The organism is Paracoccus sphaerophysae, assembly GCF_000763805.1.
Taxonomy (GTDB): domain Bacteria; phylum Pseudomonadota; class Alphaproteobacteria; order Rhodobacterales; family Rhodobacteraceae; genus Paracoccus; species Paracoccus sphaerophysae.
In genome coordinates, this window is the sequence record NZ_JRKS01000012.1 from 15,532 (window position 1) to 32,896 (window position 17,365).

Annotated in this window: 21 protein-coding genes; all 21 read right to left on the reverse strand. The window is 66.9% G+C overall.

Translation table 11 applies throughout. The features are described from left to right. Positions 1-3 precede the first annotated feature (3 nt). Positions 4-1,569, reverse strand: a complete 1,566-nt coding sequence (locus tag IC63_RS05665; RefSeq protein ID WP_036717788.1) for an NADH-quinone oxidoreductase subunit M — start codon at positions 1,567-1,569, stop codon at positions 4-6. 1 nt (position 1,570) lies between these two features. Next, positions 1,571-3,832, reverse strand: coding sequence for an NADH-quinone oxidoreductase subunit L (nuoL, locus tag IC63_RS05670; protein ID WP_036717790.1), 2,262 nt, complete (start codon positions 3,830-3,832; stop codon positions 1,571-1,573). A 7-nt stretch (positions 3,833-3,839) separates the two neighbouring features. Then, on the reverse strand, positions 3,840-4,145 hold the full coding sequence (gene nuoK, locus IC63_RS05675) for an NADH-quinone oxidoreductase subunit NuoK (protein ID WP_036717792.1): 306 nt from the start codon (positions 4,143-4,145) through the stop codon (positions 3,840-3,842). Between the two features lie 39 nt (positions 4,146-4,184). Beyond that, positions 4,185-4,448 (reverse strand): hypothetical protein, encoded by a 264-nt coding sequence (locus IC63_RS17940; protein WP_156965368.1) that lies wholly within the window; start codon positions 4,446-4,448, stop codon positions 4,185-4,187. Beyond that, on the reverse strand, positions 4,445-5,047 hold the full coding sequence (locus IC63_RS05680) for an NADH-quinone oxidoreductase subunit J (RefSeq protein WP_036717796.1): 603 nt from the start codon (positions 5,045-5,047) through the stop codon (positions 4,445-4,447). The genes IC63_RS17940 and IC63_RS05680 overlap by 4 nt, the downstream gene beginning before the upstream one ends. Then, positions 5,044-5,451, reverse strand: a complete 408-nt coding sequence (locus tag IC63_RS05685) for a carboxymuconolactone decarboxylase family protein (RefSeq protein ID WP_036717799.1) — start codon at positions 5,449-5,451, stop codon at positions 5,044-5,046. The genes IC63_RS05680 and IC63_RS05685 overlap by 4 nt, the downstream gene beginning before the upstream one ends. 9 nt (positions 5,452-5,460) lie before the next feature. Next, on the reverse strand, positions 5,461-5,952 hold the full coding sequence (gene nuoI / locus IC63_RS05690) for an NADH-quinone oxidoreductase subunit NuoI (RefSeq protein WP_036717801.1): 492 nt from the start codon (positions 5,950-5,952) through the stop codon (positions 5,461-5,463). After that, positions 5,952-6,128 carry a hypothetical protein gene (locus tag IC63_RS17945; RefSeq protein WP_156965369.1) on the reverse strand — a complete coding sequence of 59 codons (177 nt, stop codon included), beginning with the start codon at positions 6,126-6,128 and terminating at the stop codon, positions 5,952-5,954. The genes nuoI and IC63_RS17945 overlap by 1 nt, the downstream gene beginning before the upstream one ends. 3 nt (positions 6,129-6,131) lie before the next feature. Then, positions 6,132-7,193 (reverse strand): NADH-quinone oxidoreductase subunit NuoH, encoded by a 1,062-nt coding sequence (gene nuoH, locus IC63_RS05695; RefSeq protein ID WP_052041911.1) that lies wholly within the window; start codon positions 7,191-7,193, stop codon positions 6,132-6,134. 18 nt (positions 7,194-7,211) lie between these two features. Next, a complete protein-coding gene (locus tag IC63_RS05700) occupies positions 7,212-7,985 on the reverse strand; it encodes a hypothetical protein (RefSeq protein WP_036717886.1) in 774 nt (257 codons plus the stop codon). A gap of 5 nt (positions 7,986-7,990) precedes the next feature. After that, a complete protein-coding gene (nuoG, locus tag IC63_RS05705) occupies positions 7,991-10,024 on the reverse strand; it encodes an NADH-quinone oxidoreductase subunit NuoG (RefSeq protein ID WP_036717804.1) in 2,034 nt (677 codons plus the stop codon). 21 nt (positions 10,025-10,045) lie between these two features. Further along, positions 10,046-10,489 carry a hypothetical protein gene (locus tag IC63_RS05710; protein WP_156965370.1) on the reverse strand — a complete coding sequence of 148 codons (444 nt, stop codon included), beginning with the start codon at positions 10,487-10,489 and terminating at the stop codon, positions 10,046-10,048. An 8-nt stretch (positions 10,490-10,497) separates the two neighbouring features. Beyond that, the gene (locus IC63_RS05715; RefSeq protein ID WP_036717888.1) at positions 10,498-10,908 is read right to left on the reverse strand and encodes a DUF5333 domain-containing protein; all 411 of its coding nucleotides are present in this window, start codon (positions 10,906-10,908) and stop codon (positions 10,498-10,500) included. Between the two features lie 95 nt (positions 10,909-11,003). Next, the gene (gene nuoF, locus IC63_RS05720) at positions 11,004-12,299 is read right to left on the reverse strand and encodes an NADH-quinone oxidoreductase subunit NuoF (protein WP_036717808.1); all 1,296 of its coding nucleotides are present in this window, start codon (positions 12,297-12,299) and stop codon (positions 11,004-11,006) included. 9 nt (positions 12,300-12,308) lie between these two features. Next, positions 12,309-12,542: a DUF5337 domain-containing protein gene (locus tag IC63_RS05725; protein ID WP_036717811.1), complete on the reverse strand. Its 234-nt coding sequence runs from the start codon at positions 12,540-12,542 to the stop codon at positions 12,309-12,311. After that, positions 12,539-13,477: a hypothetical protein gene (locus IC63_RS16930; protein WP_052041912.1), complete on the reverse strand. Its 939-nt coding sequence runs from the start codon at positions 13,475-13,477 to the stop codon at positions 12,539-12,541. Before IC63_RS16930 ends, IC63_RS05725 begins: the two co-directional genes overlap by 4 nt. Positions 13,478-13,502: 25 nt before the next feature. Further along, a complete protein-coding gene (nuoE, locus tag IC63_RS05735) occupies positions 13,503-14,378 on the reverse strand; it encodes an NADH-quinone oxidoreductase subunit NuoE (RefSeq protein ID WP_052041913.1) in 876 nt (291 codons plus the stop codon). Positions 14,379-14,457: 79 nt separating this feature from the next. Further along, a complete protein-coding gene (locus IC63_RS05740) occupies positions 14,458-15,699 on the reverse strand; it encodes an NADH-quinone oxidoreductase subunit D (RefSeq protein ID WP_036717814.1) in 1,242 nt (413 codons plus the stop codon). After that, positions 15,696-16,343, reverse strand: a complete 648-nt coding sequence (locus IC63_RS05745) for an NADH-quinone oxidoreductase subunit C (protein ID WP_052041914.1) — start codon at positions 16,341-16,343, stop codon at positions 15,696-15,698. The genes IC63_RS05740 and IC63_RS05745 overlap by 4 nt, the downstream gene beginning before the upstream one ends. 2 nt (positions 16,344-16,345) lie before the next feature. Next, positions 16,346-16,972, reverse strand: coding sequence for a NuoB/complex I 20 kDa subunit family protein (locus tag IC63_RS05750; RefSeq protein WP_232222521.1), 627 nt, complete (start codon positions 16,970-16,972; stop codon positions 16,346-16,348). Next, entirely contained in the window at positions 16,963-17,328 is a 366-nt protein-coding gene (locus IC63_RS05755; RefSeq protein ID WP_036717817.1) for an NADH-quinone oxidoreductase subunit A, read from the reverse strand. Before IC63_RS05755 ends, IC63_RS05750 begins: the two co-directional genes overlap by 10 nt. Positions 17,329-17,365 lie beyond the last annotated feature (37 nt).

Genomic DNA, 17,365 nt, shown 5'->3' on the forward strand with positions numbered 1-17,365 from the left:
CCCTTAGTGGCTTGCCGCGGGCGCAGCGGCGGCGAGCTGGGTCGCGGCTTCTGCGGCAGGCAGGCTGGCGTGGTAATCGTTCAGAAGTGCGGCGACCGACGGGCCGGTGATGTCGGTGACGGCGCGGGGATAGACCCCCAGCAGCAGCGTCATCGCGATCAGCGGCACGAAGATCCAGCGCTCGCGCGGGGTCATGTCGGTGATCGCCATCAGGCTGCCCTTGATCAGGTCGCCGAGCGTCACCCGGCGATACAGCCACAGCGCATAGGCCGCCGACAGGATCACCCCCGAGGTCGCCACGACCGCGACCCAGGTGTTGACCCGGAAGGTGCCGAGCAGGGTCAGGAATTCACCGACGAAGCCCGAGGTGCCGGGCAGGCCGACGTTCGCCATGGTGAAGAACATGAAGATCAGCGCATAGATCGGCATGCGGTTCACGAGCCCGCCATAGGCGTCGATCTCGCGCGTGTGCATGCGGTCATAGATCACGCCGACCAGCAGGAACAGCGCGCCCGAGACGAAGCCGTGCGACAGCATCTGGAAGATCGCGCCCTCGACCCCCGGCTGGTTGGCCGCGAAGGTGCCCAGCGTCACATAGCCCATGTGGGCGACCGAGGAATAGGCGATCAGCTTCTTCATGTCCGACTGCGCCAGGGCCACCAGCGAGGTGTAGACGATGGCGATCGCGGACAGCCAGAAGATCGCAGGCTGGGCGATGGCCGACGCCTCGGGGAACATCGGCAGCGAGAAGCGCAGGAAGCCGTAGCCGCCCATCTTCAGCAGCACCGCGGCCAGCAGGACCGAGGCCGCGGTGGGCGCCTGCACGTGGGCGTCGGGCAGCCAGGTATGGACCGGCCACATCGGCATCTTGACCGCGAAGCTGGCGAAGAGGGCCAGGAACAGCAGCATCTGGGTGCCGCCCAGCAGCGACCAGCCGAAGACCCGGACCGGATCGGTCGGGAAGTCGAAGCCCAGCAGGGTCGGAATGTCGGTGGTGCCGGCGATGCGGTACATGGCGATCATCGCCACCAGCATCAGTACCGAACCGAGGAAGGTGTAGAGGAAGAACTTGAACGCCGCATAGATGCGGTCCTTGCCACCCCAGATCCCGATGATCAGGAACATCGGGATCAGCCCGGCTTCGAAGAACAGGTAGAACAGCACCAGGTCCAGTGCCACGAAGACGCCGATCATCAGCCCCTCCAGCACCAGGAAGGCGATCATGTAGTCCTTGGCGCGGTCGGTGACCTCCCAGGTGGACAGGATCACCAGCGGCATCAGGAAGGTGGTCAGCATGACGAACAGGATCGAGATCCCGTCCACGCCCAGCTTGTAGCGCAGGCCGAAGATCCAGGGCTGGTCCTCGACGAACTGGAAGCCGGTGTTCTGCGGGTCGAAGCCCGCCAGCACGACACAGCTGACCGCGAAGGTGGCGACGGTGGCGACCAGCGCCAGCCACTTGGCGTTGCGGCCCGCGCCCTCGTCCGAGCCGCGCAGGAACAGCGCCATGATCAACGCCGCCACGATCGGCAGGAAGGTAATGATCGACAGAAGCGGATAGGTGGTCATCTCAGTTCACGCTCCGCGCCATCACCCAGATCAGCAGGCCGACGAGGCCCAGAACCATGCCGAAGGCATAGTGGAACAGATACCCCGACTGCACCCGGCCGGCAAAGCGGGTCATCCGCGGGATCAGCCCCATCGCGAGCCCGTTGATCGCCCCGTCGATGGTGCGCCCGTCGCCGCCGGTCCACAGCGCCCGGCCCAGCCAGCGCGCCGGGCGGACGAAGGCCCAGTCATACAGCTCGTCGAAATACCACTTGTTCAGCAGGAAGCGATACAGCGGCCGCTGCGTCGCGGCCAGCGCCGCGGCGCTGCCCGGGTTGCGGATGTACATGACCCAGGCCAGCCCCAGCCCGGCCAGCATGGCAAAGAACGGCGCCACCTTGACCCAGACCGGCGCGTGGTGCGCCTCGTCCATGACGTGGTTGTCGGGGTGCATGTAGATCGCCCCCCCGACCGGAGCCGGGACGTTCACGTTCACCGCGCCGGCGTGGTCGGCCTCGGCCCCGTCGGGGGCGGTCACGGCGGACTCGGCGGCGGCGTGTTCGGGGGCGGCGGTCGCGGTCTCGGCCGGCGCCGTGGCGTGGTCGGCCGGATCGGCGGCCGGGGCGCCGTGGGTGCCGGTCGCCTCGGCGGTGCCGTGGCCCATGTGGAAGAACTCGACCACCTGGTCGTGACTGCCGAAGAACGGCCCGTACCAGACCATCCCCGAGAAGATCGCCCCGACGGCCAGGGCCGCCAGCGGGATCAGCATCACCGGCGGGGATTCATGGGCGTGTTCGTAGGCGTGCAGGCCGTCATGGCCATGCGCGTCGTGGGCGTGGGGATCGTGGCCATGCGCGGCGGCGTGGGTCTGGACCTCTTCCTCGGCCTTGATCTCGGCGTCCCAGACCCGCTGCGGGCGGGGCGCGCCCCAGAAGGTCAGGAACATGAGCCGCCAGGAATAGAAGCTGGTGAACATCGCCGCGATCACCAGTAGCCAGAAGGCATAGGCGTGGCCCGAGCCATAGGCGCTTTCGATCACCGCGTCCTTGGACAGGAAGCCGGCGAAACCGATGGTGGTCAGCGGGATGCCAACCCCGGTGATCGCCAGCGTGCCGATCAGCATCGCCCAGAAGGTATAGGGGATCTTCTTGCGCAGCCCGCCATAGTTCCGCAGGTCCTGTTCATGGTGCATCGCGTGGATGACCGAGCCGGCGCCCAGGAACAGCATCGCCTTGAAGAAGGCGTGGGTCAGCAGGTGGAACATGGCGACCGAATAGACGCCCACGCCCGCCGCGACGAACATGTAGCCCAGCTGCGAACAGGTAGAATAGGCGATCACCCGCTTGATGTCGTTCTGCACGAGGCCCACGGTCGCGGCAAAGAACGCCGTGGCCGCGCCGATCAGGACGATGAAGTTCTTGGCGTCGGGTGCGAATTCGTACAGCGGCGACATCCGACAGACGAGGAACACCCCTGCCGTCACCATCGTCGCGGCGTGGATCAGCGCCGACACCGGGGTCGGACCTTCCATCGCGTCGGGCAGCCAGGTGTGCAGGCCCAGCTGCGCCGACTTGCCCATCGCGCCGATGAACAGCAGCACCCCGATCAGGTTCGCCGCGTTCCAGTCGGTCCACAGGAAATGCAGCTGCGTCTGGGCGATCTGCGGGACCTGGGCGAAGATCTCGTCGAAGCGGACCGTGCCGGTCAGCCAGTACAGCGCGAAGATCCCCAGCAGAAAGCCGAAATCGCCGACGCGGTTGACGATGAAGGCCTTCATTGCCGCGGCATTGGCCGAGGGCTTCTTGTAGTAGAAGCCGATCAGCAGGTACGAGGCGACGCCCACGCCCTCCCACCCGAAGAACATCTGCAGCAGGTTGTCGGCCGTCACCAGCATCAGCATGGCGAAGGTGAAGAACGACAGATAGGCGAAGAACCGCGCCTTGTAGGGCTCGTCCTCGGTCCAGTTGTCGTCGTGGGCCATGTAGCCCATCGAATACAGGTGGACGAGCGCCGACACGGTGGTCACGACAATCAGCATGATCGCGGTCAGCCGGTCCATGCGGATCGACCACTCGGCGGCGAAATCGCCGGTGACGATCCAGTCCATGACCGGGATGTGTCGCGGTGTGCCGTCAAACCCCAGGAACACCATCCACGACATCGCGCAGGCGGCGAACAGCACCGCCGTGGTCAGCCACTGGGCGCCCTTTTCGGAGATCACCCGCCAGCCGAAGCCCGTGATGATCGCGGCGACGAGGGGGGCAAAGAGGATGAACTTTTCCATGATGTCCTCAGCCCTTCATCACGTTGACGTCTTCAACGGCGATGGTGCCGCGGTTGCGGAAGAACACCACGAGGATCGCCAGCCCGATCGCCGCCTCGGCTGCGGCGACGGTCAGCACGAACATGGTGAAGACCTGCCCCGCGAGATCGCCCAGATGGGTCGAGAAGGCGACGAAGTTAATGTTCACCGCCAGCAGGATCAGTTCGATCGACATCAGGATGACGATGACGTTCTTGCGGTTGACGAAGATGCCGAACACGCCGGTGACGAACAGGATCGCCCCCACGACAAGGTAATGTGTCAAACCGATCATTCGCTTCGTCCCTCTCCGGTTCGTGGCCCGGTTGTCGTTCTATAATTTTCCGCGATTGCGGATAACTGCCTCAAAGGCGTCAAAGACGTTTTCAGCTGTGATAATTAACGATGTCCGCCAGGTCTCGTTGCGAACGCCCGCATCATCGAGCCGCGGCTCAATCAACTTGACGGCGTCATTTTGTCCGCTCTCGTAAGCGGCGAGTAGGAAATCCGTAAACCTCTCGGTGTCATTGGGGTGGAGAAGGCCCCAATTTGCCGATCCGGCAAAAGTTTGCCAAAGCTGATCGATAGCCTTTTTCACAGCCCCTGCCCCGGCTTCGGGTTGGTCATCCGCATCGCCTTCTTCGGGTCGCGCCACATCTGTTGCAGCACATCCTGGCGCTTGATGTCCTTGCGGTGGCGCAGCGTCAGCAGGATCGCCCCGATCATCGCCACCAGCAGGATCAGACCGGCCAGCTGGAAGGCGAGGAAGTAGCGGTCATACAGCAGCATCCCCAACGCGTGGGTGTTCAGGGTGTTTTCCACGATCGGCGCGGCGCGGGCGGCGGCTGCGGTCTCGGCCGTCTGCCAGGCACCGAAGGCGATGCCCAGCTGCGCCATCATCACCAGCCCGATCAGCAGGCCCAGCGGCAGATAGCGCGCCAGCTCGCCCTTCAGCTCGGCAAAGTCGGTGTCGAGCATCATCACCACGAACAGGAACAGCACCGCGACCGCGCCGACATAGACGATGATCAGCAGCATCGCCACGAACTCGGCCCCCTGCATCACGAACAGCCCGGCCGCGGACAGGAAAGCCAGGATCAGCCACAGCACGGAATGCACCGGGTTCTTCGAGATCACCACCATGAAGCCCGACACCACCACGCACAGCGCGAACAGGTAGAACGCAAAGATCATCATGCCTGGTCTTCCTCTTCGGCGAATACCGACTGCGCCAGCTCCAGCGCCTTCTGCATGGCGGGCATCCCGCCGAACATGCTCATCTGCCAGATCGTCTCGGCGATCTCGCGCTGCGAGGCGCCGGCCTTGCGGGCGTGACGCACCGCGAGGCGCAGCTGCGGCTCGGCCAGGGCGCCCTGCACGGTCAGCGCGCCGATGGTCAGCAGCAGGCGGGTCTTGGCGTCCAGACCCTCGCGGTTGAAGGTCTTGCCGAACCACATCTCCATCATGTCCGCGGGCATGGTGGGGATCATCTTCTCGAACGCGCGCGGGTCGAAGCTTTCCAGCGCCGGGTTGAAGGCGCGCGCCATTTCCTGCCCCGACTGGAGCATCTGCGAAAAGAGCCGGGCGAAACCTTCACTCATGGCGGGTCCTCAGCGATACGGGGCGTCGATCTGCAGGTTGCGGGCGATCTCGGCCTCCCAGCGTTCGCCGTTCGCGAGCAGCTTTTCCTTGTCGTAGAACAGCTCTTCGCGGGTCTCGGTGGCGAATTCGAAGTTCGGGCCCTCGACGATGGCATCGACCGGGCAGGCCTCCTGACAGAAGCCGCAATAGATGCACTTGGTCATGTCGATGTCATAGCGCGTGGTGCGGCGGCTGCCGTCCTCGCGCGGCTCGGCGTCGATGGTGATCGCCTGGGCGGGGCAGATCGCCTCGCACAATTTGCAGGCGATGCAGCGTTCCTCGCCGTTGGGATAGCGGCGCAGCGCGTGTTCGCCGCGAAAGCGCGGGCTCAGCGGGCCCTTCTCGTGCGGATAGTTCAGCGTCGCCTTGGGGGCGAAGAAATACCGCATGCCGATGCCGAACCCCTTGATGAAGTCCCACATCAGGAAATATTTCGTCGCACGGACCAGATCGAGGGCCATCAGACCTTCCCCTCCTCGTCGGCAAAGCGGTCCATTGCAGCGACGACCAGGCGCTTGGTGGCGGCCTCGTCCCCCTGCGGTCTCTGCGCCAGCGCCTCGACGATGAACTGCGCCAGCGTGGCCTTGTCGGTCTCGGACGCCTGCCCGACGGCAGCGGCGAATTCGGTTGCGGCCATGTCTCAGCCCCCCACGACGGCGCCGATCGGCACCAGATGATCCCAGCGCGCCCACGCGCCGCCCAGCAGGTCGAAGCGGGCGAGGAACGCAACCAGCACGACCCAGCCCAGCGACAACGGCAGGAAGACCTTCCAGCCGATCCGCATCAGTTGGTCATAGCGATAGCGCGGCACGATCGCCTTCACCATCGCGAACATGAAGAACCAGACCCACATCTTCAGCACCATCCACAGCGCCCCGTCGGGCAGCCCCGGAATGGGCGACAGCCAGCCGCCAAAGAACAGGATCGAGATCAGCGCGCACATCAGGAAGATCGCGATGTATTCGCCGGCCATGTAGAGAAGGTAAGGCGTGGACGAATATTCGACCATGTGGCCCGCGACCAGTTCCGACTCCGCCTCGGCGAGGTCGAAGGGCGGGCGGTTGGTCTCGGCCAGTGCCGACACGAAGAATAGCACCAGCATCGGCAGGTGCGGCAGCCAGTACCAGTTGAACATCCCGTAGGCGCCGCGCTGGCTTTCCACGATCCCCGACAGGTTCATCGTCCCGGCCGAGATGATGACGCCGATGATGATGAGGCCAAGGCTGACCTCGTACGAGATCATCTGCGCCGCCGACCGCAACGAGGCGAGGAAGGGGTATTTCGAGTTCGAGGCCCAGCCGCCCATGATGACGCCGTAGACCTCCAGCGAGGACACCGCGAAGATGAACAGCACGCCCACGTTGATGTTGGCCATCACCCAGCCCGGCGCGAAGGGGATGACGACCCAGGCGAACAGCGCCAGCATCATCGACAGGAACGGGGCGAGGAAATAGACGAACTTGTCGGCGCCGGCCGGAATGACGATTTCCTTGACCACGTATTTCAGCGCGTCGGCGACGGACTGCAGCAGGCCCCACGGGCCGACCACGTTCGGCCCCCGGCGCATCTGCACGGCGGCCCAGATCTTGCGGTCGCCATAGACCAGGAACAGCAGCGAGATCATCACGAAGGCGATGATCCCCAGCCCCTGCGCCAGGATGATGACGGCGATGCCAAGGGGGGAAGCCAGGAAGTCAGCCATCGGAAATCGTCCCCCTCGTCATGCGGCGGGAATGCCGCGATCCTTGCACGCGCGCAAGGTGTCTTTGGTTTCCATGACCCGCAGCCCAAGGGGCCGGGTGTCAGACAGCGTGAACACCGAACCGACCACCAGCCTGCCGTCCCGCTTGTTCTGCAAGGTGCGGATATGGCGACCGAAGCTCTTGCCCCTGGTGTCGGCCCATCCGGCCAGCGCGCAGGTGGCATAGGCGAAGGCCAGATCGACGTCCACCCCCGGTTTCAGGTTAGCGGTGACCTCGACCAGATCGCCACGCTTGTCGCCCGAGATCACGTCGACACGCGAGGCGATGAAGCTTTGCGGATCGGCCGCGAAGTCCTTGGGAAAGCTGGGCAGGGCGGGGCGGGTCCGGGCCGCGAACGCCTCGAGCGCCTTTTCCTGCGCGGTGGGCAGGCGCGGCTTTTCCGGGGCGACTATGTCGAAATTGGCGACGTCGGCGGGGGACAGGTCCAGCCCCAGATTGACCTCCAACGCGGCCAGCTCCTCTTCAGTCACCTCGAAGGCGTCGCGGCCGGCGGGGCTGTCCAGCGACACCGCGCTGACCGAGCCGTCGGGTTCCAGGATCAGGATGTCGCCCGACTTGGTCGACACCCGCGCCCGGCTGAGCTTGGTGCCGGCGATGCTGCGGTCGACGATGCTGACCTTGACCTCGTCCGGCTTGGCGCGGGGCGGCGTGGCCAGCCCCTTGCTTTCGGGCGCGCAGCCGGCCACGACCAGCGCCGCGCCCGCAAGCAGAACGATGATCCCTCCCCGCATCGCCGTCACTCCGCCGCCAGCGCGGGCGCGCGGCGGGCGGCGGCCATCGCGGACAATTCGCCCATCAGCGCCGAGGACCGGGCGATCGGGTTGGTCAGATAGAAATCGGTGACCGGATTGCGGAAGCTGGCCTGGCCCAGCGCCCCCGCCTCGACCGGCTGCCAGGCGTTTTCCGGCACCTCGTCGATCTGCGCCAGATGCGGCACCGCGTCGACCAGCGCCCGGCGCAACTGCGCGAGGCTGTCCCACGGCTGGGTCTTGCCCAGCCGCGCCGACAGCGCGCGCAGGATCGCCCAGTTCTCCTTGGCTTCACCGGGCGCAAAGTTGGCCCGCATGGCCAGCTGCGGCCGACCCTCGGTGTTCACGAACAGGCCGTTTTCCTCGGTATAGCAGGCGGCCGGCAGGATCACGTCGGCCCGGTGCGCGCCGCGGTCGCCGTGGCTGCCCTGGTATATCACGAACGGCCCGCCCTGATCGCGGGGGGTGATGTCCACCTCGTCGGCGCCGAGGCTATAGATCACCTCTGCCCCGTCGATGGCGGCGTCCAGCCCGCCTTCGGTCACGGCGCCCACGTCCATCGCCCCGACCCGCGAGGCGGCGGTGTCCAGGATCAGCAGCCCCGAGCCGGAGTTCTGCGCCAGCTTCATCGCGTGGCCCAGCACCGCCGCGCCGTCGGCCTCGCGCAGGGCGCCCTGCCCCACAATCACCATGGTAGGCTTGTCGCGGGTCTCCGGCGAGATCCCGCGGCCCGACAGGCTTTCCAGCGCCGCCCGGTCGGCGCCGACATGGGCATAGTCATAGGTCAGGTCGACCGCCTCGCCGACCAGCCCGACCTGCGCGCCGCGCGCCCAGGCCTTGCGGATGCGGGCGTTCAGCACCGGCGCCTCGGTCCGCGGGTCCGTGCCGATCAGCTGGATCATGGCCGCATTGTCGATGTCGGCGATCCGCGCGGTGCCGACATAGCCCGAGCGGTTACCGGCCGGCAGGCGCGCGCCGTCGGTGCGGCATTCGACCGTGCCGCCGATCCCCTCGACCAGCTGCTTCAACGCAAAGACCGCCTCGACCGGGGCAAGATCGCCGATCAGCCCGGCAACCTTGCGGCCCTTCATCGCGTCAGCGGCGACGCCCAGCGCCTCGTCCCACGTCGCCGGGCGCAGGCGGCCGTTTTCGCGGATATAGGGCCGGTCCAGCCGCTGCCGGCGCAGCCCGTCCCAGACGAAGCGGGTCTTGTCGCTGATCCATTCCTCGTTCACCCCGTCATGGTTGCGGGGCAGGATGCGCATGACCTCGCGGCCCTTGGTGTCGATGCGGATCGACGAGCCCAGCGCGTCCATCACGTCAATCGACTCGGTCTTGGTCAGCTCCCACGGGCGGGCGGTGAAGGCGTAAGGCTTGGACACCAGCGCACCCACCGGGCACAGGTCGATGATGTTGCCCTGCAGGTTCGAATCGAGCGTCAGCCCCAGATACGAGGTGATCTCGGCATCCTCACCGCGGCCGGTCTGACCCATCTGGGTGATCCCCGCAACCTCGGTCGTGAAGCGCACGCAGCGGGTGCAGCTGATGCAGCGGGTCATGTGCGTCTCGACCAGCGGGCCGAGATCCAGATCCTCGGAGGCCCGCTTGGGTTCGCGGTAGCGGCTGAAATCGACGCCATAGGCCATCGCCTGGTCCTGCAGGTCGCACTCGCCGCCCTGGTCGCAGATCGGGCAGTCGAGCGGGTGGTTGATCAGCAGGAACTCCATCACCCCTTCGCGCGCCTTGCGGACCATGGGCGAGTTGGTCTTGATCTCGGACGGCGCCCCGTCCGGGCCGGGGCGCAAATCCTTGACCTGCATCGCGCACGAGGCAGCGGGTTTTGGCGGGCCGCCCACCACCTCGACCAGGCACATGCGGCAGTTGCCGGCGATCGACAGCCGCTCGTGATAGCAGAAGCGCGGCACCTCGATCCCGGCCTGCTCGCAGGCCTGGATGAGCGTCAGGTTGGGATCGACCTCGATCAGCCGGTCGTCGATCTTGATGGTGCGCTTGTCGCTCATCTGTCTGCCTTCGCGTCTGCCTCAGTCCACGCGGACAAAGGTCTTGTGCTGATATTCGGTCTGATCGCCCAGTTCGACGATGGTCATCATCGCGGGCTGGCCGGGGCGATAGACGACCGTGCCATAGGTCGGCTCGGCCGGGGTATAGGGCGCCGTGCGGTTGGCGGTGGCCTGCCAGCGCGCCCCTTCCGCGTCGGTGCAGGTGATGACCGCGGCCCGGGCATCGCCAAAGACGCGGATCATCGGCCGCCCCAGCAGGTCGCGGCCCGACCGCACCTGCGAGCCCGGCGCGTCGGCCGCACAGCTGAACCCGCCGGGCGACAGCAGATCGAAGCGCAGCACGAACTGGTCCCGGGTGCCCGTCGCGCCCACGCGCGAGATCGAGGTCGGTCCCGCCAGCGCCATGTCGGCCAGCAGCATCGTCGCGGCGGCCGCCGCCGTCACCCCGATGCCGATCCAGCGCACCGCCCGCTTCATTTCGCCACCAGCAGCGACCCGGTCACTGTCCGATTGGCGATTTCCTGGCGGCCCAGCTGGCAAAAGCTTTCCGCGTTGCCCTTCACCACGCCGTTGCGGGCCATGTAGTCCTCGGCCACAGCGTAGATGCGCTGCTTGTCGGACTTGCTGTCCAGGAATGCCTCGACCTGGGCCTTGGTGTAGCCCTTGTCCAGCGCATAGCGCTGCAGCGCGCGGGCCTGCTGATAGGCATAGACCAGCCGCCCGTCGATGCTGGGGCATTCGCGCCGGATGCGGTCGGCGATCCGCGCCGCGATCAGGCGGTCGTTGATGTATTTCTCGGACGACAGCGGCTCGAGCGCCGCCGCCGGCACAGCCAGCGCGGCAACGCCGGCAAGGGCGAGCATGGCGGATCTGAGCGGTTTCATGGCGAACTCCGTATTGCACATCCCTGCAATATAGGCGCGGGCGCCGCAGGTTGCCCTGCACGCCCCCGTCATTCCGCCGTGATCGCGCCCGCCGGTCATTCCGCTGCCATCGCCCCCATGCGGCCCGTGCGCTTGGCCTTGATGCGGTCCTCGATTTCCTCGCGGAAGTGGCGGATCAGCCCCTGGATCGGCCATGCGGCGGCATCGCCCAGCGCGCAGATCGTGTGGCCCTCGACCTGCTTGGTCACGTCCAGCAGCATGTCGATTTCCTCGACCTCGGCCTCGCCACGGACCAGCCGGTCCATGACCCGCATCATCCAGCCGGTGCCCTCGCGGCAGGGCGTGCATTGGCCGCAGCTCTCGTGCTTGAAGAACGCGGACAGCCGCCAGATCGCCTTGATGACGTCGGTGGACTGATCCATCACGATCATGCAGGCGGTGCCGAAGCTGGATTTCAGCTCGCGCATCCCGTCGAAGTCCATGATCGCGTCCTCGCACAGATACGCGGGCAGGATCGGGCAGGACGCGCCGCCGGGGATGATCGCCTTGAGGTTCGACCAGCCGCCGCGGATGCCGCCGCCGTGCTTTTCGATCAGCTCGCGCATCGGGATCGACATCGCTTCCTCGACCACGCAGGGCGTGTTGACGTGGCCAGTCAGACCGAACAGCTTGACGCCGGCGTTGTTGGGGCGGCCGAAGCCCGCGAACCATTCGGCGCCGCGGCGCAGGATGGTGGGCACCACGGCGATGGATTCGACATTGTTCACGGTGGTCGGGCAGCCGTACAGCCCCGCGCCGGCCGGGAAGGGCGGCTTCATCCGCGGCATCCCCTTCTTGCCTTCGAGGCTTTCCAGCAGCGCGGTTTCCTCGCCGCAGATATAGGCGCCGGCGCCGTGGCTGAGATACAGGTCGAAGTCCCAGCCCGACTTGGCCGCGTTCCTGCCCAGCAGCCCAGCGTCATAGCATTCGTCGATCGCCGCCTGCAGCGCCTCGCGCTCGCGGATATATTCGCCCCGGATATAGATATAGGCCGCGTGCGCGCCCATGGCGAAGCTGGCGATCAGCGCGCCCTCGATCAGCGTGTGCGGATCGTGGCGCATGATCTCGCGGTCCTTGCAGGTCGCGGGTTCCGATTCGTCGGCGTTGATGACCAGATAGGCGGGCCGCCCGTCGCTTTCCTTGGGCATGAAGGACCACTTCATGCCGGTCGGGAAGCCGGCCCCGCCGCGCCCGCGCAGGCCGGATTTCTTCATCTCCTCGATGATGCCGTCGCGCCCCTTGGCGATCAGCTCGGCGGTGCCGTCCCAATGGCCGCGCGCCCGCGCGCCCTTGAGGGTGCGGTCGCCCATCCCGTAGAGGTTGGTGAAAATCCGGTCCTGATCGCTCAGCATCAACGCGTCCTATCGTTCGTGAGGACCGGCGGCACGACGCCGCCGGATCCGCCAGGTCACCAGCAGCGACCAGACAAGCGCCCCGATCGCCGCAAGATCGGCGAGAAAGGCATATTCCGCGGGCCAGCCATAGCGCCGCCCCGCCCAGTTCGCCGCCAGCCACAGCAGCATCGTCGCGGCGATCACGCCGCCGACCAGCCGCATCTGGCCGCTGTCGTCGCGGGGTCGCGCGGCCGAGGTCATGTCGACTCGCCTTGGTCGACGCGGCGGGAATGCGCCGTTTCGCCGCCCGCCGCAAGGATGCGGGCCTGCCCGACCCAGTCCTCGCGGTCGATCCGGCCGCCATTGCGGCCGAGCCTGTCGCCCCAGGCGCGGACGTCCTCGGGGCTCCACGCGGCGATCTGGTCGAAACGCCGGATGCCGTTGTCATGCAGCCATTCCGTCAGCCGCGGGCCGATGCCGAGGATGCGGCTGAGATCGTCGCCCTGGCCGTCACGGGGGGCGGCGAGATGCGCTGCGGTGCTGCGGGGGGCGTCGTCCGGGGCCGCGCCCCTTCGGTGCGCGCGCGCCGCCCGACCGGCGTCGGTCGAGCGTGTCGGCCGCGACGGCTGGCACTCGGCAGAAAAGGCGGCCCCCGGTCCCGCGGCATCGCGCTCCGTCAAAGCCGCCTCCACCCGAGCCGCAGCAGCCCGATCGGCACCACCAGCCTCGGTGAAGGTCACCGCCAGCCGCGGGTCGGCGCTGGCGCCTTGCGGCGCGCCGGTCCGGATCGGCTCCACGGGAGCCCTGTGTTCGGCCGCCTCCTCGGCGGCCTTCACCGCGGTCGAAGGCTCGAAGGTAACCGCCTGGCGCGGATCGGCCGAGGCGCCCGCAGGCGCCTGCAGGGCCGGCTCGGCGCGCGTCGCGCCAGTGGTTTCGCGGCGCGCGGCGCTTCTCGCGGGCGGGACGGCCGACCCATCCCGTACGACAGGCGGCGTGTCCGCAAACCCAAGCCCCTCACCGGCCGCTTCGCCCTGACAGAACAGCATCACCAGCAACCCGCCCAGCAGCCACGCCGTCACGAAGCCGAGAAACGCCCCCGGAAGCAGCCCGACGCCGCCCTGCCCCAGCGCAAAGGCCCAGACGAGCAGCCCCATCAGGGCTGCAAACATCCAGCAATTGCGCGTGCAGTCGGTCATCGGTCGGCGTCCTCGGGCTGGGTGGCTATTCGGTGTCCTTCGCATCCGCGGGCTGGCCCGCCGGTTCGTCCTTGGAGTGCGGCTTACCAGGCGAGGTCGCCGCGGCCTCCTGCACGGTTATGCCCGTCGTGTCGGCCTCGCGCCCGGCCGAGGGCGTCGCCTCGGTCTGGGGCGCGTCCTTGGGCGCCGCCTCGGGGCGCCCGGCCCAGGGGGTGATGATCGGCACCTCGGTGCCGTCGATGCGCTTGACCGTGTCGCGCAGCTTGACGGCGCGGGCAGCCGAGGCGTTGTACTCCTCGGCCTTGTCCACCCCGGTCAGCGCCGTGGCGCCGCCCAGCGGCTCCGAGGAAAAACGGCCGTTCTGCGGCCCCGGCACCGGCAGCTGTCCCGCCGCCAGCGCATCGATCAGCGCCGACAGCTTTTCGACGGTGAGATCCTCGTAATAGTCCTTGCCGATCTGGGCCATCGGCGCGTTCGAGCACGCGCCCAGACATTCAACCTCTTCCCACGAGAAATTGCCGTCGGCCGACAGGGTGTGCGGCGTCGGCGCAATCTTTTCGCGGCAGACCCGGATCAGTTCCTCGGCCCCGCAGATCATGCAGGTCGTGGTCCCACAGATCTGGATATTGGCAATCTTTCCAACCGGATGCAGCTGGAACATGAAGTAGAACGTCGCCACCTCGAGCGCGCGGATGTAAGGCATCCCCAGCAGGTCGGCGACGTACTCGATTGCCGGCCGCGACAGCCAGCCTTCCTGTTCCTGGGCGCGCCACAGGACCGGGATGATCGCCGATTGCTGGCGACCTTCGGGGAACTTCGTCATCTGCGCCCGCGCCCATTCCAGGTTCGTTGGCGTGAACTCGAAGGACTCGGGTTGGGTGAGGGAAAGGCGGCGCAGCATCAGCCGGGCACTCCGAAATAAAGGATCAGGGCGAGCGCCGGCAGCAGCAGCGGATGTGCCGTGAGGAGGTCGGCTGCGTTCACCGGTCCACCTCGCCGAACACGATGTCCATCGTGGCGATGATCGCGGGCACGTCGGACAGAAGATGCCCGCCCGCCATCCAGTCCATCGACTGAAGATGCAGGAAGCCCGGCGCGCGCAGCTTGGCGCGATAGGGCTTGTTGGTGCCGTCGCTGACCAGATAGACGCCGAACTCGCCCTTGGGCGCCTCGACCGCGGCATAGACCTCGCCGGCCGGGACCTTGAAGCCCTCGGTATACAGCTTGAAGTGGTGGATCAGGCTTTCCATGTCGCGCTTCATGTCGGCGCGGCGGGGCGGAGTCAGCTTGCCGCGCGCGAGCACGTCGCCGGCTGGTTCTGCGCGCAGCTTGGCGATGGCCTGCTGCATGATCTTGCAGGACTGGCGCATCTCCTCGACGCGGCACAGGTAACGGTCATAGCAGTCGCCATTGGTGCCGACCGGGACCTCGAACTCGAACTCGTCGTAGCATTCATAGGGCTGGCTGCGGCGCAGGTCCCAGGCGAGGCCCGAGCCACGGGCCATGATCCCGGAATAGCCCCAGTCCAGCGCGTCCTGTTCGGTGACGATGCCGATATCGACCAGCCGCTGCTTGAAGATGCGGTTCTCGGTCAGCAGCGTGCCGAGGTCGTCGACCAGCCGCGGGAAGCGCGCGCACCACGCCTCGATATCGTCCAGCAGCGCCGGCGGCAGGTCCTGGTGGACCCCTCCGGGGCGGAAATAGGCGGCGTGCAGCCGCGCGCCCGAGGCGCGCTCGTAGAACACCATCAGCTCTTCGCGGGCCTCGAAGCCCCACAGCGGCGGGGTCAGCGCGCCGACGTCCAGCGCCCCGGTGGTCAGGCCCAGCAGGTGATTGAGGATGCGCCCGATCTCGCAGAACAGGACCCGGATCAGGCTGGCGCGGCGCGGCACCACGGTGCCGGTCAGCCGCTCGATCGCGAGGCACCAGGCGTGCTCCTGGTTCATCGGGGCGACGTAATCCAGCCGGTCCAGATAGGGCAAGTTCTGCAGGTAGGTGCGGCTTTCCATCAGCTTCTCGGTGCCGCGGTGCAGCAGGCCGATATGCGGATCGGCGCGTTCCACCACCTCGCCGTCCAGCTCGAGCACCATCCGCAGAACGCCATGCGCCGCAGGGTGTTGCGGGCCGAAGTTGATGTTGAAGTTGCGGATCTTCTGTTCGCCGGTCAGGGCATCGACCGAGCCGTCGTCATAGACATTGTCGCGGAAATCGCCGTCCATCATTTCTTGCCCTCTGCCGTCACGCCGGTCGTGGCCGGGGCCTTTTCGTCGCCGGGCAGCACATAGCGCGCCCCTTCCCAAGGCGACAGGAAGTCGAACTGCCGATATTCCTGCACCAGGTTCACGGGTTCATAGACGACGCGCTTTTCAGCGTCGTCCCAGCGCACCTCGGTATAGCCCGTGGTCGGAAAGTCCTTGCGCAGCGGGTGCCCGCGGAAGCCATAATCGGTGAGGATGCGGCGCAGGTCGGGATGGCCCGAGAAGGCGATCCCGAACATGTCGAAGACCTCGCGCTCGAACCAGTTGGCCGCGGGGATCACCGACACCAGCGACGGCACCAGCTCGTCGGCGCGGACCGCGGCCTTCAGGCGGATGCGCTGGTTGGTGTACATCGACAGGAAATGCCAGACGACGTCGAACCGCGCCGGCCGTTCCGGGTGGTCGATCGCGGTGATGTCGATCAGGGTCGAGAACCGGCAGGCCGGGTCGTCGATCAGCGCCTTGACCAGCGGCACGATAGCGCCGGCGTTGATCGTCAGCGTCAGTTCGCCAAAGGCCACGGTGGCGGACAGGATGTCGTTGCTGTGGCGGGCGGCCAGCACCTCGCCCAGTTCGGCCAGCGCGTGGGGATCGGGATAGACGGCCATCGTTACCTCACCAGCGTGCCGGTGCGGCGGATGCGCCGCTGCAGTTGCATGATGCCGTACAGCAGCGCCTCGGCGGTGGGCGGGCAGCCGGGGACATAGATGTCCACCGGCACGATCCGGTCGCAGCCGCGCACGACGGAATAGCTGTAGTGGTAATAGCCGCCGCCATTGGCGCAGGACCCCATCGAGATCACATAACGCGGCTCGGGCATCTGGTCATAGACCTTGCGCAGCGCCGGGGCCATCTTGTTGGTCAGCGTGCCGGCCACGATCATCAGGTCCGACTGGCGCGGCGAGGCCCGCGGCGCGGTGCCGAAGCGTTCCAGGTCGTAGCGCGGCATCGAGGTCTGCATCATCTCGACCGCGCAGCAGGCCAGCCCGAAGGTCATCCAGTGCAGCGAGCCGTTGCGGGCCCAGTTGATGATGTCCTCGGTCGTGGTCAGCAGGAAACCCTTGTCCTGCAGCTCGCGGTTCAGCTCGGCCGTGGCGTACTCGCGGTCAGGCCCGGCGGCGTTTGCCAGCGCGGGGGACTTGTCGAAGATAAGCCCCGACTGAACGCCGGTCGGCTGACCGCCGTGATGCGCGGGGCCGGCGCCGCCGACGCGGCCAGTCGTTTCGGTCACGCCCATTCCAGCGCCCCTTTCCGCCATTCATAGGCAAAGCCGATGGTCAGCACGCCCAGGAAGACCATCATCGACCAGAAAGCCACGTTGGACAGCGTGGGGAAGCTGACCGCCCAGGGGAACAGGAACGCCACCTCGAGGTCGAAGATGATGAACAGGATCGACACGAGGTAGAACCGCACGTCGAACTTCATCCGCGCATCGTCGAAGGCGTTGAAGCCGCATTCATAGGCCGAGACCTTCTCGGGGTCCGGGTTGCGAACGGCGATGACCCAGGCCGCGACCACCAGAATGATCGCCAGCGCCGAGGCCATGCCCAGAAACACGAGGATCGGCAGATATTCGGACAGCAGATAGTCCACTTGAAACGATGCTCCCTGACGTCGCGGCGGCCACGTC

Bases quoted from the DNA above. Each gene is read 5' to 3' on its own strand.
- IC63_RS05700 (WP_036717886.1), bottom strand. From the start codon at position 7,985: ATGCGGGGAGGGATCATCGTTCTGCTTGCGGGCGCGGCGCTGGTCGTG.
- IC63_RS05725 (WP_036717811.1), bottom strand. From the start codon at position 12,542: ATGACCTCGGCCGCGCGACCCCGCGACGACAGCGGCCAGATGCGGCTG.
- nuoE (WP_052041913.1), bottom strand. From the start codon at position 14,378: ATGCTGCGCCGCCTTTCCCTCACCCAACCCGAGTCCTTCGAGTTCACG.
- IC63_RS05685 (WP_036717799.1), bottom strand. From the start codon at position 5,451: ATGAGTGAAGGTTTCGCCCGGCTCTTTTCGCAGATGCTCCAGTCGGGG.
- IC63_RS05750 (WP_232222521.1), bottom strand. From the start codon at position 16,972: ATGGGCGTGACCGAAACGACTGGCCGCGTCGGCGGCGCCGGCCCCGCG.
- IC63_RS05745 (WP_052041914.1), bottom strand. From the start codon at position 16,343: ATGGCCGTCTATCCCGATCCCCACGCGCTGGCCGAACTGGGCGAGGTG.
- nuoH (WP_052041911.1), bottom strand. From the start codon at position 7,193: ATGGCTGACTTCCTGGCTTCCCCCCTTGGCATCGCCGTCATCATCCTG.
- nuoI (WP_036717801.1), bottom strand. From the start codon at position 5,952: ATGGCCCTCGATCTGGTCCGTGCGACGAAATATTTCCTGATGTGGGAC.
- IC63_RS16930 (WP_052041912.1), bottom strand. From the start codon at position 13,477: ATGACCGACTGCACGCGCAATTGCTGGATGTTTGCAGCCCTGATGGGG.
- nuoL (WP_036717790.1), bottom strand. From the start codon at position 3,832: ATGGAAAAGTTCATCCTCTTTGCCCCCCTCGTCGCCGCGATCATCACG.
- IC63_RS05680 (WP_036717796.1), bottom strand. From the start codon at position 5,047: ATGATGATCTTTGCGTTCTACCTGTTCGCGCTGTGCGTGGTGGTGTCG.
- IC63_RS05740 (WP_036717814.1), bottom strand. From the start codon at position 15,699: ATGATGGACGGCGATTTCCGCGACAATGTCTATGACGACGGCTCGGTC.
- IC63_RS17945 (WP_156965369.1), bottom strand. From the start codon at position 6,128: ATGGCCGCAACCGAATTCGCCGCTGCCGTCGGGCAGGCGTCCGAGACC.
- nuoK (WP_036717792.1), bottom strand. From the start codon at position 4,145: ATGATCGGTTTGACACATTACCTTGTCGTGGGGGCGATCCTGTTCGTC.
- nuoF (WP_036717808.1), bottom strand. From the start codon at position 12,299: ATGCTGAGCGATCAGGACCGGATTTTCACCAACCTCTACGGGATGGGC.
- nuoG (WP_036717804.1), bottom strand. From the start codon at position 10,024: ATGAGCGACAAGCGCACCATCAAGATCGACGACCGGCTGATCGAGGTC.
- IC63_RS05665 (WP_036717788.1), bottom strand. From the start codon at position 1,569: ATGACCACCTATCCGCTTCTGTCGATCATTACCTTCCTGCCGATCGTG.
- IC63_RS05715 (WP_036717888.1), bottom strand. From the start codon at position 10,908: ATGAAACCGCTCAGATCCGCCATGCTCGCCCTTGCCGGCGTTGCCGCG.